The 15783-nt window shown below is 61.5% G+C and carries 12 protein-coding genes; 5 read left to right on the forward strand and 7 right to left on the reverse strand.

Going from position 1 to position 15783, the window contains the following annotated elements; translation table 11 throughout:
- The first annotated feature begins 186 nt into the window (after positions 1-186).
- Together BLL38_RS21000 and BLL38_RS21005 are read left to right on the forward strand one after the other, a co-directional pair.
- Positions 187-789 (forward strand): Yip1 family protein, encoded by a 603-nt coding sequence (locus tag BLL38_RS21000; RefSeq protein ID WP_076964175.1) that lies wholly within the window; start codon positions 187-189, stop codon positions 787-789.
- A 129-nt stretch (positions 790-918) separates the two neighbouring features.
- Positions 919-1413 carry a SprT family zinc-dependent metalloprotease gene (locus BLL38_RS21005; RefSeq protein ID WP_076964188.1) on the forward strand — a complete coding sequence of 165 codons (495 nt, stop codon included), beginning with the start codon at positions 919-921 and terminating at the stop codon, positions 1411-1413.
- A 114-nt stretch (positions 1414-1527) separates the two neighbouring features.
- Here the strand turns inward: BLL38_RS21005 and BLL38_RS21010 are convergent, their stop codons facing one another.
- Entirely contained in the window at positions 1528-2709 is a 1182-nt protein-coding gene (locus tag BLL38_RS21010) for a CaiB/BaiF CoA transferase family protein (RefSeq protein WP_076964176.1), read from the reverse strand.
- Between the two features lie 151 nt (positions 2710-2860).
- A complete protein-coding gene (locus BLL38_RS21015; protein WP_076964177.1) occupies positions 2861-4192 on the reverse strand; it encodes a dicarboxylate/amino acid:cation symporter in 1332 nt (443 codons plus the stop codon).
- Between the two features lie 334 nt (positions 4193-4526).
- Between BLL38_RS21015 and BLL38_RS21020 the strand changes: the two genes are divergently transcribed.
- Complete coding sequence (locus BLL38_RS21020) at positions 4527-5525, forward strand: AraC family transcriptional regulator (RefSeq protein ID WP_076964178.1); 999 nt, start codon at positions 4527-4529, stop codon at positions 5523-5525.
- 119 nt (positions 5526-5644) lie between these two features.
- Here the strand turns inward: BLL38_RS21020 and BLL38_RS21025 are convergent, their stop codons facing one another.
- Positions 5645-6991 (reverse strand): ATP-binding protein, encoded by a 1347-nt coding sequence (locus BLL38_RS21025; RefSeq protein WP_076964179.1) that lies wholly within the window; start codon positions 6989-6991, stop codon positions 5645-5647.
- On the reverse strand, positions 6988-7665 hold the full coding sequence (locus tag BLL38_RS21030; RefSeq protein WP_076964180.1) for a response regulator transcription factor: 678 nt from the start codon (positions 7663-7665) through the stop codon (positions 6988-6990). The genes BLL38_RS21025 and BLL38_RS21030 overlap by 4 nt, the downstream gene beginning before the upstream one ends.
- A 148-nt stretch (positions 7666-7813) precedes the next feature.
- On the opposite strand from BLL38_RS21030, the gene BLL38_RS21035 reads away from it, so the two are divergent.
- Positions 7814-8530 (forward strand): 4'-phosphopantetheinyl transferase family protein, encoded by a 717-nt coding sequence (locus tag BLL38_RS21035; protein ID WP_076964181.1) that lies wholly within the window; start codon positions 7814-7816, stop codon positions 8528-8530.
- Positions 8531-8616: 86 nt separating this feature from the next.
- Here BLL38_RS21035 and BLL38_RS21040 read toward each other — a convergent pair whose 3' ends face one another.
- Positions 8617-10227 (reverse strand): ATP-binding protein, encoded by a 1611-nt coding sequence (locus BLL38_RS21040; protein ID WP_076964182.1) that lies wholly within the window; start codon positions 10225-10227, stop codon positions 8617-8619.
- Positions 10224-10949, reverse strand: coding sequence for a response regulator (locus BLL38_RS21045; RefSeq protein ID WP_076964183.1), 726 nt, complete (start codon positions 10947-10949; stop codon positions 10224-10226). Before BLL38_RS21045 ends, BLL38_RS21040 begins: the two co-directional genes overlap by 4 nt.
- Positions 10950-11735: 786 nt before the next feature.
- Here BLL38_RS21045 and BLL38_RS21050 point away from each other — a divergent pair.
- Positions 11736-14627 (forward strand): ribonucleoside-diphosphate reductase subunit alpha, encoded by a 2892-nt coding sequence (locus BLL38_RS21050; protein WP_076964184.1) that lies wholly within the window; start codon positions 11736-11738, stop codon positions 14625-14627.
- A 66-nt stretch (positions 14628-14693) separates the two neighbouring features.
- On the opposite strand, the gene BLL38_RS21055 is transcribed toward BLL38_RS21050, so the two are convergent.
- A complete protein-coding gene (locus BLL38_RS21055) occupies positions 14694-15695 on the reverse strand; it encodes a hypothetical protein (protein WP_242627625.1) in 1002 nt (333 codons plus the stop codon).
- Positions 15696-15783: the final 88 nt, after the last annotated feature.

Genomic DNA, 15783 nt, shown 5'->3' on the forward strand with positions numbered 1-15783 from the left:
TCACAGACCCAGGCGCGATTAAGCCCCGTGTTTACAGCGCGATTTGCTCTAAAGCCCCCCACTTTTCCTGGCTATCACTTCCTATACTGCGACATAAGGTCGCACACATATCCAGACCTTTCAGGCCACTTGGCCGGCGGGCGCTCCGCTTGGGGGGCGATGGCAATAACGACAGGAGTGACTGGCATGATCCATCACGTCGTGGGGCTTTTCACCCATCCCGACCAGGAATGGCGGGAAATTCGTGGCGATAAAGAGGAAAGCATCGGCCACATGTACCTGACTCACACGCTGATTCTCGCGGCGATCCCCGCCGTGTCGGCGTTTATCGGCACCACCCAGGTCGGCTGGGTCATCGGCAATCGCGCCCCGGTCATGCTGACCCAGGAAAGCGCGTTGTGGATGACCATCATGTCGTACCTGGCGATGCTCGGCGGCGTTGCGGTGATGGGCGCCTTCATTCACTGGATGGCGCGCACCTATGACGCCAATCCGAGCATGGCACGCTGCGTGGCATTTGCCACCTACACCGCCACCCCCCTGTTTATCGGCGGGCTGGCCGCGCTGTATCCGCATATGTGGCTGGGCATGGTCGTGGGCACGGCCGCCATCTGCTACACGGTGTACCTGCTGTATGTGGGGCTGCCAACCTTCATGAGCATCGACCCGGACGAAGGCTTCCTGTTTTCCAGCTCGGTACTGGCCGTCGGCCTGGTGGTCCTGGTGGCGATCATGGCGTTTACCGTGATTGTCTGGGGCCTGGGCGTGGGGCCGATCTACACCAACTAGCCGTTTTTTAACCGCAGGAACAGCCACCGCAAGGTGGCTTTGTGCGTGATGCATGACCATTCGGCGCCTGGCAGATTCGGAAACCCCCTTGGATGCGGCATACTGGGGGTCTCTGGAGATATGTACAGCATGCCCGAGCAACTCAATACCCGCGTCGAAGATTGTTTCCTGCAAGCCGAATCCTTTTTCAAACGAAGTTTCAAACGCCCCCAGGTCAGCCTCAAGCTGCGTGGGCAGAAAGCCGGTGTCGCGCATTTGCACGAGAACCTGCTGCGCTTCAACCCCCAGTTGTACCGGGAAAACAGCCAACACTTCCTCAAACAGACGGTGGCCCACGAAGTGGCGCACCTGATCGCCCACCAATTGTTCGGCGAGCGCATCCAGCCCCATGGCGAGGAATGGCAATTGATTATGCGCGGGGTCTACGAACTGCCCCCCGACCGTTGCCATACCTATGAGATCCAGCGCCGACGGGTGACCCGTTATATCTACCGGTGCCCGTGTGCCGACAGTGACTTTCCGTTCTCGGCCCAGCGCCATGGGTTGGTGAACCAGGGGCGACGGTATGTGTGCCGCAGGTGCCGGGGGACGTTGGTGTTTACTGGGGAGACGCGGGTGGAGTGAGGTTTTGGGGGGACTTCACCGGCCCCATCGCGGGCAAGCCCGCTCCCACATTTGAATGTATTCACAAATCAGAATGTGGGAGCTGGCTTGCCTGCGATGGAGCCAAAACAGCCACTACCCCACCACCTTGGCCCCCCGCAGCTCAGCGATCCGCTGGGTACTGAAACCCAACTCCCCCAACACTTCATCACTGTGCGCCCCCACCGCCGCCCCGATATGCCTCGGTGCCGGCACCCCCTCGGAAAACTTCAGCGGGCACGCCATCTGCGCCTGGAACGAGCCATCCCCACGGGGCACCTGGCTCACCAGCTCCCGGGCCTTTAATTGCGGATGCTCCAGGGCTTCCCCAAGGCTGAGCACCGGCTCCACGCAAGCATCGACCCCGGCAAACAGCGCACACAGCTCCTCAAAACTGTGTCGCTCAAACTCCATCTGCAATGCCTGCTTGAGGGCCTTTTGCTGTTCGGGCTTGGGTGACAGGCCCTGGGCCGCCAATTCCGGGCGCCCCAGCGCGCCACACAGTTGCTGCATAAACCCCGGCTCCAGGCTGCCCACGGATAACCAGCGCCCGTCCCGCGAACGGTAGTAGTCGTAGAAACTGCCGCCATTGAGCACCTGGTCTTCACGCCCGGGCTCCATGCCACAGGCCAGGTAGGCCGCGCCAGCCATGGCGTTGAGGCTGAAGGCGCAGTCGGTCATGCTCACATCCAGGTACTGGCCCAGCCCACTGTGCTGGCGCGCAATCACTGCCGCGAGCAGGCCGACCACCCCATGCAACGAGCCACCGCCCACATCCGCCACTTGCACGCCCAGGGGCAGCGGGCCGCTGTCCTGGCGCCCGGTATAGCTGGCGACGCCGGACAGGGCCAGGTAGTTGATGTCATGCCCGGCGCGGTCCTTGTAGGGGCCGGTCTGGCCGTAGCCGGTGATGGACACATAGATCAGCTTCGGGTTGATCGCCTTCAACGCTTCATACCCCAACCCCAGGCGCTCCATGACTCCGGGGCGGAACTGCTCCAGCACAATGTCGTAGTCGGCCACCAATTGCCGCACGATCTCCAACGCCTCGGGCTGCTTGAGGTCCAGGGCCAGGCTGCGCTTGTTGCGGTTGAGGTAGGCATGGCTGGCCGACACCCCTCGATCGTGGGGCGGCAACACCCGCAGCAGGTCCAGGCGCGTGGGGGATTCGATGCGCAGCACCTCGGCGCCCATGTCTGCCAACAGCAGCGAAGCAAAAGGCCCCGGCAGCAGGGTCGAGAAATCCAGCACTTTAAGGGACGCCAAGGGGCCTGACATGGGAGCTCCGATTCCAGTTCGATGGGGCACAGAGTAGTCAGCCTTGGGCAACAGCGGCAATTACCGTAAGCATCATCGACAGTGACCGTTGTGCTCGTGCGCCCATAAAAAAACCCATCCGAAGATGGGTTTTTCAGGGCTGCGCCAGCGTTTACTTGATGGCCGGGGCCGGGCCTTCGGCCACGCCCAGGTCATCCAGTTCGCGGGTTTCGGAGATACCGGTACCGCCGGACGCCAGCTCGCTTTGCAGCTTGTCAGTGTCCAGTTCCTTGACCCACTTGGCGACGACGATGGTCGCTACGGCGTTACCGACCAGGTTGGTCAGGGCGCGGGCTTCGGACATGAAGCGGTCGATACCGAGGATCAGCGCCAGGCCGGCAACCGGCAGGTGGCCAACCGCCGACAGGGTTGCGGCCAGGACGATAAAGCCACTCCCAGTCACGCCCGCAGCACCTTTGGAGGACAGCAACAGCACCAGCAGCAGGGTGATCTGGTGGGTGATGTCCATGTGGGTGTCCGTCGCCTGGGCGATGAACACGGCAGCCATGGTCAGGTAGATCGAAGTACCGTCAAGGTTGAAGGAGTAGCCCGTCGGGATCACCAGACCTACCACCGACTTCTTCGCGCCCAGGCGCTCCATCTTGATCAGCATGCGCGGCAGTGCGGACTCGGAGGAGGAAGTCCCCAGGACGATCAGCAGTTCTTCACGGATGTAGCGCACCAGTTTCAGGACGCTGAAGCCGTGGGCGCGGCAGATGCCACCCAGGACCACCAGCACGAACAGCACGCAGGTGATGTAGAAGCAGATCATCAACTGGCCCAGTTGCACCAGCGAGCCGACACCGTAGGCCCCGATGGTGAACGCCATGGCGCCCAGGGCACCGATTGGCGCGAGCTTCATGATCATGTTGATGATGTTGAACATCACGTGGGCGAAACGATCGATGAAGTCCAGCACCGGCTTGCCATAGGCACCCAGGCGATGCAGGGCAAAACCGAAGATCACCGAGAACATCAGCACTTGCAGGATATCGCCGTTGGCAAAGGCGCCGACGATGGTGTTGGGGATCACGTTGAGGATAAAGCCAACGATGCTCTGGTCTTTACCGGCAGTGACGTAGGCCGCGACTTTCGAGGCATCCAGGGTCGCAACGTCGATGTGCATGCCAGCGCCTGGCTGCACCACGTTGACCACGACCAGGCCGATCAGCAGGGCGATGGTGGACACGATTTCAAAGTACAGCAGCGCGTAGCCGCCGGTCTTGCCCACCGACTTCATGTTCTGCATGCCGGCGATGCCGCTGACCACGGTGCAGAAGATGATCGGGGCGATGACCATTTTGATCAGCTTGATAAAGCCGTCACCCAATGGCTTGAGGGCCACACCGGTCTGTGGGTAGAAGTGACCGAGCAGGATACCGATAACGATGGCAACGATTACCTGGAAGTACAGGGTTTTGTAGAACGGCTGACGAGTCGTCATTGCAAAGTTTCCTCAAGAGTCCCGTGGGGCAAATATCCGCCATGGCCCACGACACTTGAATTGCGAACCCTCCTGCACTGGAGGGATTTGTTTTGGCGAACTGCGGGCTGGCAGGTCTGTACTCCTTATCGCAAACGGCGTGCCACTTTCCTGAAAAGCCCTGGAGCCCTTAAACCACGGGGGTCGATGGCTAGCAACGGCGGTTTCCCGGAGGCACACAGGTGGCGGATATCCGCCCAGCGCCCCGATCTCGTCCTACAATTTGGCGGATATCCGCCTTGTCCCCCCAAGGCATGATGGCTACCATCGGCCACTCAATGGACGAGGCCCCCGCATGCGCGAACGCACCATCGCCAGTCATTACGCCCGTGCGGCCCTGGGCGGCGCGCGCCGGGCCGGCTACGACTGCTCGACGCTGTTGCAGCAACTGGGCATTACCCCGGAACTGCTGGCAGAGCCCCGCGCGCGTATCGCCCCGGAGCAGTTCACGCGGCTGTTGCAGATGTTGTGGCGGGCCCTGGATGACGAGTACCTGGGCTTCGCCGACGCACCGAGCAAGCGCGGCACCTTTGCCATGATGTGCCACGCGCTGATCCATTGCCGGACCCTGGAAAAGGCACTGGAACGCGGGTTGTTGTTCTACAGCCTGTTCCCCCAGGGGCCGCGCTGGCGCCTGAGCCGTGAGGGCGACATGGCGCGCCTGAGCCTGGATGACTCGCAACTGTGGGACCCGGATCATTTTTTGAGCGAAAGCCTGCTGGTGATCTGGCATCGCCTCGGCAGTTGGCTGATCGGCCAGCGTATCCGCCTGGAGCAAGCGAGCTTCCGCTACCCGATGCCGGCCCATGCCAGCGAATATGACCTGCTGTTCCCCTGCCCCCTGGTGTTCAGCGCGGCCAGCAGCAGCCTGGTGTTCCACAGCCGCTACCTGAGCCTGCCGCTGCTCCAGGATGAGCGCACCCTCAAGCACTTCCTTGAACGCTCCCCCGCCGACCTGCTGTCCCGGCCCGACGAAGGCGACAGCCTGAGCAGTCAGATACGCCGCCTGCTCAGCCGCGACCGCACGCCGTGGCCAGACCTGGAGGCCGTGGCGCAGCACCTGCATATCAGCCCGCAGACCCTGCGCCGGCATTTGCGCGAGGAAGGCACCAGTTTCCAGGCACTCAAGGATGAATTGCGCCGGGATATTGCGATTTTTCACCTGGGGCGGGCGGATTTGTCGTTGCAGGAGATTGCCGAGCAGTTGGGGTTTTCCGAGCCTTCGGCGTTTCACCGGGCATTCAAGAAGTGGACAGGGGTGACGCCGGGGGCTTATCGGGCGCAGGAGAGTTGAGGGAGGTGGTGTTTGGGCGGGCGCCATCGCAGGCAAGCCAGCTCCCACATTAACGGTGTTCACAAATCAAAATGTGGGAGCTGGCTTGCCGGCGATGCGGCCGGCAAATCCAACAAGGATCACACGGCCGGAAAATGAATCCTGAACGCCGCCCCCCCTAAAGGCGAATCCCCCAGGGTCAACCGCGCGCCATAGCTTTCAATAATGTCCTTGACCACCGCCAGCCCAATCCCCTGCCCCGGATGCTGGCGGTCCAGGCGCTCGCCGCGCTGCAGGATCCGCGCGCGCTGGTCGGGGGGCACGCCGGGGCCATCGTCTTCGATGCACAGGCGCACCCCATCGGCCCCTTCATCCAGGGTCACGCGCACTTCGCCCAGGCACAGGCGGTAGGCGTTTTCCAGCAGGTTGCCAAGCAACTCCAGCAACGCGCCCTGTTCGATGGGCACGTCGCATTGCTCCGGCAGCGCAAAAGATACGCGCACACGCTTGTCGCGGTAGACCTTGTCCAGGGTGTCGCACAGGCTTTGCAGCACCGGGCGCAGGCGCACCTGGTGACGCACCAGGCCACTTTTACGCAGGCTGGCGCGCTGCAACTGGTAGCTGATCTGCTGGCTCATGCGCTCGATCTGCGACTGCAGGACCCGCGCCTGCCCAAGGTCCCGGGGGCGCTGGGCCATGTCTTCACTCACGCCCTGCAGCACTGCCAGGGGGGTTTTCAGGCTGTGGGCCAGGTCGTCCAGGGAATCGCGGTAGCGGGTGCGCTGCTCGCGCTCGCTGTGCAGCAGGCGGTTGAGGGAACCGGTCAGGCGCAGCAACTCCCGTGGGTGTTGCTCGCTGAGGCTTTCGCGGGTGCCGCCTTCGATTTCATCCAGCTCCTGGCTCAGCCGGCGCAAGGCCTGCAAGCCCCAGGTCAGGCCGATCCACAACAGGCTCAACAACACCAGCAAGGCGGCGCCAAAGCCCAGGTAGAGGTTTTCCCGCAGGCCTTCCAGGGTCACCTGGTATTCGCGCACCGGTTGCAGGGCGACGATGCTGAACGCCGCGCTCTTGCCCCCCAGCAGCTTGACCTCGACGTCATACACGAAAAATTCCTGGCCGTTGGCCTCGCGAATCTTCGCAAACTCGTTGCCGCGCCCGTCGTAGCGCGGCCGGTAATTGATGTTTTCTTCTCGAGTCGCCCGCGAACGCCAGACCAGATGGCCTTCACGGTCATAGATATAGCCCAGCAGGCGGCTGTCGGTCAGGTTGAAACGCTCGTCGGGCAACTGCGCCGGCATCAGCAAGCGGTTGTTATCGACCCGCGCGGCAGAGATCAGCGTGGTCACATCGGACGCCAGGCGCTGCTCGATGGCATCCTGCAACGCCAGGCTGAACGCGCCCTGCATGGCCGGCAACAGCGCCAGCATGAACAACACGGCCAGGGTGGTGGCCGCCAGCATCAGGCGCAGACGAAGCGAACGGATCAACGGCAGCGCTCGTTAAACAGGTAGCCCAGGCCGCGCACGGTGTCGATGGGCTTGAACCCAGCCGGGCCTTCGAGCTTGCGACGCAGGCGGCCGACCAGTACTTCGATCACGTTCGGGTCGCGCTCGTCGTCATCGGGATAGAGTTGTTCCATCAACCGATCCTTGGCCACCACTTGTTGGTGATGACGCATCAGGTATTCGAGGATCCGGTACTCATAGGCCGTCAGCGCCAGGGGCTGTTCGTCGAGGGACGCCTGTTTGCGATTGAGGTCCAGCAGCAATGGGCCGGCGACGATGGTCGACTGGGTAAAACCGCTGGAGCGGCGCAACAGGGCGTTCATCCGCGCCTCCAGTTCTTCAAACTGGAAGGGCTTGACCACATAGTCGTCGGCCCCGGCGGCCAGGCCTTCGACCTTGTCCTGCCAGTTGCCGCGCGCGGTGAGGATCAGGATCGGGAAGGTCTTGGCCTGGGTCCGCAGTTGGCGGATCAGGTCCAGGCCGCCCATCCCCGGCAGGCCCAGGTCGATAATCGCCAGGTCATGATTGAATTGCCCGGTCTGGTACAGCGCCTCTTCGGCATTGGCCACGGCTTCGACCACGTGACCGCTGTCACCAAGACGGGTCAACAGGTGATGGCGCAACAACGCCTCATCTTCGACAACCAGCAATTTCATAACGCTCTCCAAGGCCAATCCACTGTCCCGCAGGGAACCATCATAGCGGCCCTGACGGTATGCTTGCGCAGTTTACGGCGGTTGAACTGAACACAGTCTGAACCGACGGGCTACCCAGGCAGGCCCCGCCCCATGCAGAATAGCCGGCATGAACCCGATACCCGCCTGCTGCACCCCACTTGATGACCATTGGCCGCTACCCACCGCCCTGTCCGGCACGGTGTTGCTGAGCACCCGCTTCGAGCCCACATTGCTTGAGGCCAGCGATTTTCAGCGCTGCGCCGTGCCGCCGCCGGCCAGCATCCAACGGTCAGTGGCCAAGCGCCAGGCCGAGTTCCTCGCCGGCCGCCTGTGCGCCCGCGCCGCCTTGCAACGGCTCGAAGGCCTGGACTGCATCCCGGCCATTGGCGAGGACCGTGCCCCGGTGTGGCCCGGCCATATCAGCGGCTCGATCACCCACAGCACCGGGCATGCGGCGGCCATCGTCGGGCATAAGGCGCAATGGCGCGGGCTGGGCATGGACCTGGAGAACCTGCTGCCCCTTGAACGGGCCGAGCGCCTGGCGGGGGAAATCCTTACCCCGGATGAGCTGCAACGCATGGCCAAAGGGCCCCGGGAGCAGATTGCGCAGCTAGTGACCCTGACGTTTTCGGCCAAGGAAAGCCTGTTCAAGGCGCTCTATCCGATTGTGCACAAGCGCTTCTATTTTGAGCATGCAGAAGTGGTGGAGTGGTCCGATTCAGGATTTTTGCGCTTGCGATTGCTGACGGATTTGTCCAGTGAGTGGTGTTATGGCAAGGAGCTGGAGGGGCAGTTTGTGGTGCATGAAGGGCAGTTGTTGAGCCTGGTAGCTGTCGGCGCCTGATAGATAGCTATCGCAGGCAAGCCAGCTCCCACATTTGACGGTGTTCACACATCAAAATGTGTGCTGGCTTGCCTGCGATGTCGGTCTCAAGTCTTGTCCTGGTCCCGCGGCCAACTCAGGCTGAAGCAAGCGCCGCCCAGGTTGTTGCTCTTGCTGATCAAAGCCCGCCCGCCATGCCAGTAGATAATCCGCCGCACAATCGACAAACCCAGGCCATGCCCGCCCGAGGCGCGGGTGCGGCTGTCATCCAGGCGCAGGAAGGGGGTGAAGATGCGCTCCCAGGCACTTTCCGGCACGCCCGGGCCATCGTCTTCGACGTCGATACGGCAACGCACCTGGCCCACCTGGTAGCTGATCAGCACCCGCGACTGGGCATGGCGCATGGCATTGCTCACCAGGTTTTGCAGGGCACGGTGCAGGTAGCGTGGTTCGGCATCGACCCAGGCGGCGTCCAGGTGCGCCGATGACAGGCACACGCCCCGCGCCACCTTGATCCCCGGCCGCAAGGGCGCCAGCTCGCCGATCACCTGGTCGAGCAAGGCACTCAGGTCGACCCGCTGGAAACTCAGGGCCGGCGAGCCCTGCTCCAGGCGCGCATAGGTGAGCATCTCATCCACCAGGCCGTCGAGGTCCTGGATATCGCTGTCCATGCCTTCCATGTATTTACGCCGGGCTTCGGGCGTGGCGGCGTCGCCGATCATCTCCAGGCCAAACCGCAGGCGCGCCACCGGCGTGCGCAATTCATGGGACACCGCGCGCACCAGTTCGCGCTGGATCGCCAACAAGCGCTGCAAGTGCTCGGCCATGCCATTGAAGGCCGCCGCCAGGCGCCCTACCGAGTCGGCCCCACGCGCCGGCACCCGGGCTTCCAGGTTGCCTTTGGCGATCCGCGTGGCGGCCGCTTCCAGCCCGCGCAGGCGGCGCTCCAGTTGGCGCACCAGTAAATACACGATCAGGCCGATCAAGGTCAGGCCGATCAGGGCAATCAGCACCAGCCATTGCGCCGGGTAAGGGTTCATCTGGTACAGCGGGCCGATTTCCAGGACCCATGGCGTACCGACCATACCGGCAAACACGCGGATCGAGTCGCCGCCCTTGCCCAGGGCCATCACCGTATCGCCTTCGGCCACGCGTCGCCGCTGGTCTTCGTCCATATCGGCGGCGTCCAGTTTCAGCAGGTGCATTTCAAAGCCGAAACCCTTGGCCTCTTTCAGATCGGCCAGCCGTTGCGGCTGCTCGGCCACCGGAAACCGCACCAGTTCGTCGGCCAGCAAATAAATGGTGGCCCGGGCCAGTTGCTCGCTGATCTGCTGCACTTCGCCGCTGAGCAGCAGTTGCTCTTTTTCACTGACCAGGCGCAACACCCGGGCCGCATGGGGCCCGGTCTGCTCCACCAGGACCTGGCCGCGCTGCAGGCGGTTGCGTTGGCTCAGGTCCAGGCGGGCATCCGCCACCGCCTGCAGTTGCAAGGGAATCCCCAGCAAACGCTCCCACACCGCCAGGGCGCGTTGGCGCTCGATGCTGCTCATCGGTTGCAGGTTGTCGCCCATCAGGGCAAACGTGCCGTGGGCCAGGCGCTCGCGATACTGGCCGCTGCGCACTTCATTGAGCAGGTGCAGGGCCAGGACGCCCAGCAGGGCCACCAGGATCAGCGCCGCGCACATGCCGCCATAGATGCGCAGGAAGATCGAGTTCATGACAGCCTAGCGGCGCAGGCTTCGGGGACGAACAGGTAGCCTTTGCTGCGAATGGTCTTGATCAGGCGCGGATGGATGGGATCGTCGCCGATTTTCGGGCGGATCCGCGAGATACGCACATCAATGGAACGGTCCTGGCCGTCGTAGCCGATGCCGCGCAGGGCGGTGAAGATCTCTTCCCGGGACAGGATGCGCCCGGCATTGGCCACCAACAGCCACAACAGGTCGAATTCGGCGCTGGTCAGCTCGATGCCACCGTCGTGCAGCCAGGCTTCGCGCAAGGCGTTGTCCACCACCAACGGGCCGAATTGCAGGCGCCGCTGTTTTTCCGGGGCCACGGGCTCGGTACTTTCGCTGCGCCGCAACAAGGCCTGGATCCGTGCCAGCAACAGGCGCGGGCGCACCGGCTTGCACACATAGTCGTCGGCGCCCATGTCCAGGCCCAGGACCTGGTCCATGTCGTCGGTGCGCGCGGTGAGCATCAGGATCGCCCCGTCGTAGCGCTCGCGCACCTTGCGGCAGATGCTCAGGCCGTCTTCACCGGGCAGCATCAGGTCGAGGATCACCAGGTCCGGCTGCTCGGCAATGATCCGCGCCACCGCCAGGGCGCCGTCGCCTTCGATGGAGACCCGCAGGCCGTTGCTTTCCAGGTAGTCACGGGTCAACTCAGCCAGACGCTGGTCGTCCTCGACAATCAATACCTGCCAGGCTTCTTGCTCCACGGGTGGTCCTCGTTTTTATAAGTGCTTTGTCAGGACTGCACAGGTTCAAATGTGGGAGTGGGCTTGTCAGCTCCCACATTTTGATCCTTGCCAGCCGGACCTAATTTGTCATGCACAAAGGGCATAACCGTGTAGGAATAAAAGGCCGATTGTAGCCATGGCCCAGCCCTCAAACACAAGCCAGGAAATGCATTCGGTGATCGCGTTTTTTTGTGATAGGGTTCGCGCCCGCAAAAATCCAGCCGGGTGTTTTCAGCTTGGAATATTCGGTGACAAACGGTGCGATGCAGCAGTACTGCGGCCTACACGGCGGGTCCACCTTTCATACACATTTTACCCACAGCGTTATCCACAGGTCGTGCGTTGCTAAGCCCCCCAAAACGCATTATCTTGTAGCCCGTCGCCGAAAAAACCCTACATGTAGGGTTTGAAGCGAAAAGACCAAACACAAATCAGACAAGAAACTCAAGTGCTTTCTTGCTCCTGTTTGGTGGAACTTAAACCTTTTTCGAAAGCCCAAACCGCGCACGCGGATGGCTGCTGTTTTCAAGCCCGAATGGGAGAAAGCGGTACGGGTGTTGCAATACAAGCGACACCCAGCAGGAATACGGCAAAGAGCGTGAGGCTCGGCGCCGAAGACTTCGGCATGGAAGCGGCGCGAACAGCTCCCTTCCTCCTGTCCCGAGGTTGTTATGCCAGGCCCAGGCCTGTTGTAAGTGCTTCAGGACGGAACGGTGGGCACCGTGATGGTGCCCAAATAAATATAGAATGTGGAGACAACCCCCCATGCAAACCGACACAACTCGCGAGAACCCGCAAGGCTCCGTGCCGCAGGCTGCTGATTCAAATATGGATCTGTCCGCCACCGCGCCCGGCCAATTGCGCGTGATCAAGCGTAACGGCACTGTCGTTCCTTACACCGATGACAAAATCACCGTCGCCATCACCAAAGCGTTTCTTGCAGTTGAAGGCGGCACCGCTGCCGCTTCGTCGCGTATCCACGACACCGTTGCCCGCCTGACCGAACAAGTCACCGCGACCTTCAAGCGTCGCATGCCCTCGGGCGGCACCATCCACATCGAAGAAATCCAGGACCAGGTCGAACTGGCCCTGATGCGTGCCGGCGAGCAGAAAGTGGCCCGCGACTACGTGATCTACCGTGACTCGCGCGCCAAGGAACGTGCTGTACACGCGCCGTCCGCCGAAGCCGTGAAAGCCCACCCGTCGATCCGCATCACCCTGGCTGATGGTTCGTTCGCGCCGCTGGACCTGGGCCGCCTGAACACCATCATCACCGAAGCCTGCGAAGGTCTGGAAGAAGTCGATGGCGACCTGATCCAGCGTGAAACCCTGAAGAACCTGTACGACGGCGTGGCCCTGACCGACGTCAACACCGCCCTGGTGATGACCGCCCGTACCCTGGTCGAGCGTGAGCCGAACTACTCGTTCGTCACCGCCCGCCTGTTGATGGACACCCTGCGTGCCGAAGGCCTGGGCTTCCTGAACGTCGCCCAGAGCGCTACCCACCACGAAATGGCCGACCTGTACGCCAAGGCCCTGCCTGCCTACATCGCCAAGGGTATCGAATTTGAATTGCTGAACCCGATCCTAGCCACCTTCGACCTGGAAAAACTCGGCAAGGCGATCAACCACGAGCGTGACCAGCAGTTCACCTACCTGGGCCTGCAAACCCTGTATGACCGTTACTTCATCCACAAGGACGGGATCCGCTTCGAGCTGCCGCAAGTGTTCTTCATGCGCGTGGCCATGGGCCTGGCGATCGAAGAGAAGCACAAGGAAGACCGTGCGATCGAGTTCTACAACCTGTTGTCGTCCTTCGACTACATGTCGTCGACCCCGACCCTGTTCAACGCCGGCACCCTGCGTCCACAGCTGTCGAGCTGCTACCTGACCACCGTGCCGGATGACCTGTCGGGTATCTACCACGCGATCCACGACAACGCCATGCTGTCCAAATTCGCCGGCGGCCTGGGCAACGACTGGACCCCGGTGCGTGCACTGGGTTCGTACATCAAGGGCACCAACGGCAAGTCCCAGGGCGTCGTGCCGTTCCTCAAGGTCGTGAACGACACCGCCGTAGCAGTGAACCAGGGCGGCAAGCGCAAAGGCGCTGTGTGTGCGTACCTGGAAACCTGGCACATGGACATTGAAGAGTTCATCGAGCTGCGCAAGAACACCGGTGATGATCGTCGTCGTACCCACGACATGAACACCGCCAACTGGATCCCAGACCTGTTCATGAAGCGCGTCTTCGATGACGGCCCGTGGACCCTGTTCTCGCCCTCCGAAGTGCCAGACCTGCACGACCTGACCGGCAAGGCCTTTGAAGAACGCTACGAGTACTACGAAGCCCTGTCCCAGTACCCAGGCAAGATCAAGCTGTTCAAGACCATCCAGGCCAAAGACCTGTGGCGCAAGATGCTGTCGATGCTGTTTGAAACCGGCCACCCATGGCTGACCTTCAAGGACCCGTGCAACCTGCGCAGCCCGCAGCAGCACGTGGGCGTGGTCCACAGCTCGAACCTGTGCACCGAGATCACCTTGAACACCAACAAGGACGAGATCGCCGTTTGCAACCTGGGCTCGATCAACCTGCCGAACCACATCGTGGGCGGCAAACTGGACACCGCCAAGCTGCAGCGCACCGTCAACACCGCCGTACGCATGCTCGATAACGTGATCGACATCAACTACTACTCGGTGCCACAGGCGCAGAACTCCAACTTCAAGCACCGTCCGGTGGGCCTGGGGATCATGGGCTTCCAGGATGCCTTGTACCTGCAGCACATTCCCTACGGTTCGGACGCTGCGGTCGAGTTCGCCGACAAGTCCATGGAAGCGGTCAGCTACTACGCGATCCAGGCTTCCTGCGACCTGGCCGACGAACGCGGCGCCTACGAGACGTTCCAGGGTTCGCTGTGGTCCAAGGGCATCCTGCCGCTGGACTCGCAACAGATCCTGATCGAGCAGCGTGGCCAGAAGTACATCGACGTTGACCTCAATGAGTCCCTGGACTGGGCGCCGGTCCGTGCCCGTGTGCAAAAAGGCATTCGTAACTCCAACATCATGGCCATCGCACCGACCGCCACCATCGCCAACATCACTGGCGTGTCGCAGTCGATCGAACCGACCTACCAGAACCTGTATGTGAAATCGAACCTGTCGGGCGAATTCACCGTGATCAACCCGTACCTGGTCCGCGACCTGAAAGCCCGCGGCCTGTGGGACTCGGTAATGATCAACGACCTGAAGTACTACGACGGTTCGGTACAGCAGATCGAGCGCATCCCGCAAGAACTCAAAGAGCTCTACGCGACCGCGTTTGAAGTGGACACCAAGTGGATCGTTGACGCCGCCAGCCGTCGCCAGAAGTGGATCGACCAGGCCCAGTCCCTGAACCTGTACATCGCCGGCGCATCGGGCAAGAAGCTGGACGTGACCTACCGCATGGCGTGGTACCGTGGCCTGAAAACCACCTACTACCTCCGTGCCCTGGCCGCGACCAGCACCGAGAAGTCGACCATCAACACCGGCAAGCTGAACGCTGTATCCAGCGGCAACCACGGTGATGATTCGGTGCTTGCAGCGCCTGCCGGCCCGGCGCCAGTGCCAAAGGCTTGTGCAATTGACGAGCCGGACTGCGAAGCTTGCCAGTAAGCTGAGCAGGCTGTTAAAAGCCCGTTAACCCAAAAGGTTAACGGGCTTTTTCGTTTTACTACTGCTCTATATGAATATGTACGCTTGCCCATATTCCTCTTGCTGAGGCGGCCCGCCTCGGCCTCCATTTAGCTCTACCTGCCCCCCAATGACAGCCATCGAGTGCTGGCTATAGTTGATAATGCCCAACCCACCGCTAGCAAGCTCATGATGTGAAGACTGCCGGTATAGACCTTTAAGCCCCAGGCGGTCCAACCCCTCATGGTCGCCCTCACCATCCATTAAACTTTCCAACGCATCCCTATAGCTTCTTCTGGCATTCTCATCGTTTTCCTGGGGGGATGCTGCCCTGTTACCTTCCATATGAGCTCGCTTGCCACTAGCCGCGAACATAACGTTCGCGCTAGTCATCAAGGCCGGATCATCTCCCTCGAACCGGGCCACCTCTGCCGCCGTCCTCAATTCATCCTTGCTCAAATGGAGCTGGAACCCATCTCGCATCTGTATATCAAAACCATCACCTGCTGCCCTCACGTCCCTGAAAACATCGGTGGGTTCTTGGCCAAACTTCATCATCGCAGCCTTGATAGCTGCAATCGTGATGCAGTTTCCAGTTCCTTGACTCTGAGAAAAGCCACTCCAGATATTGCCCTGTTCTCTCCCCATACTGGGCTTTTTCCCGGGATTGCTCTTGTCGAGCTTGTAATCGTGATATTGGGCGCCCTTGGTAAGCGGCCTATTGCTCATACTCTCCCTGGGCCCCAAAGTAGCTGGGTTTGCTCCGCCACCCCCACCTCCGCCGCCGCCACGCCCACCTGGGGATCGGGGTGCAGAGGGGGGTTGAGAAGGCTCATCCGGAAACAGATCCGGAAACAGCCTCTTCATAAGCGCGAGCCAGTCTTCGGCAGCCCCCCGCTTCAGTGACTCGAGGATCTCCTTGAATTTCTCGTCACCCAGTTTCTGACGCAGATCATTCAACTTATCGCGTAAATCCCGAGCCACCTGGGCCTTGGAACCGCGCTCGGCCTCTAGGGATGCTCCGATCAACTTGTCGTGCAGCCGCGGCAAGTTGCAATTTTCCAGGCACCTACAGCGTCATTGGACGAAAAGTGACCGAAAAATCATGTACGGAGAGCTTTTTCGACCGGTTCTCCGT

The organism is Pseudomonas gessardii (assembly GCF_001983165.1).
Taxonomy (GTDB): domain Bacteria; phylum Pseudomonadota; class Gammaproteobacteria; order Pseudomonadales; family Pseudomonadaceae; genus Aquipseudomonas; species Aquipseudomonas gessardii.

What these genes read in the sequence shown, in the direction of transcription:
- BLL38_RS21000 (WP_076964175.1), top strand. Translation starts at nt 187, where the DNA reads ATGATCCATCACGTCGTGGGGCTTTTCACCCATCCCGACCAGGAATGG.
- BLL38_RS21005 (WP_076964188.1), top strand. Translation starts at nt 919, where the DNA reads ATGCCCGAGCAACTCAATACCCGCGTCGAAGATTGTTTCCTGCAAGCC.
- BLL38_RS21010 (WP_076964176.1), bottom strand. Translation starts at nt 2,709, where the DNA reads ATGTCAGGCCCCTTGGCGTCCCTTAAAGTGCTGGATTTCTCGACCCTG.
- BLL38_RS21015 (WP_076964177.1), bottom strand. Translation starts at nt 4,192, where the DNA reads ATGACGACTCGTCAGCCGTTCTACAAAACCCTGTACTTCCAGGTAATC.
- BLL38_RS21020 (WP_076964178.1), top strand. Translation starts at nt 4,527, where the DNA reads ATGCGCGAACGCACCATCGCCAGTCATTACGCCCGTGCGGCCCTGGGC.
- BLL38_RS21030 (WP_076964180.1), bottom strand. Translation starts at nt 7,665, where the DNA reads ATGAAATTGCTGGTTGTCGAAGATGAGGCGTTGTTGCGCCATCACCTG.
- BLL38_RS21035 (WP_076964181.1), top strand. Translation starts at nt 7,814, where the DNA reads ATGAACCCGATACCCGCCTGCTGCACCCCACTTGATGACCATTGGCCG.
- BLL38_RS21040 (WP_076964182.1), bottom strand. Translation starts at nt 10,227, where the DNA reads ATGAACTCGATCTTCCTGCGCATCTATGGCGGCATGTGCGCGGCGCTG.
- BLL38_RS21050 (WP_076964184.1), top strand. Translation starts at nt 11,736, where the DNA reads ATGCAAACCGACACAACTCGCGAGAACCCGCAAGGCTCCGTGCCGCAG.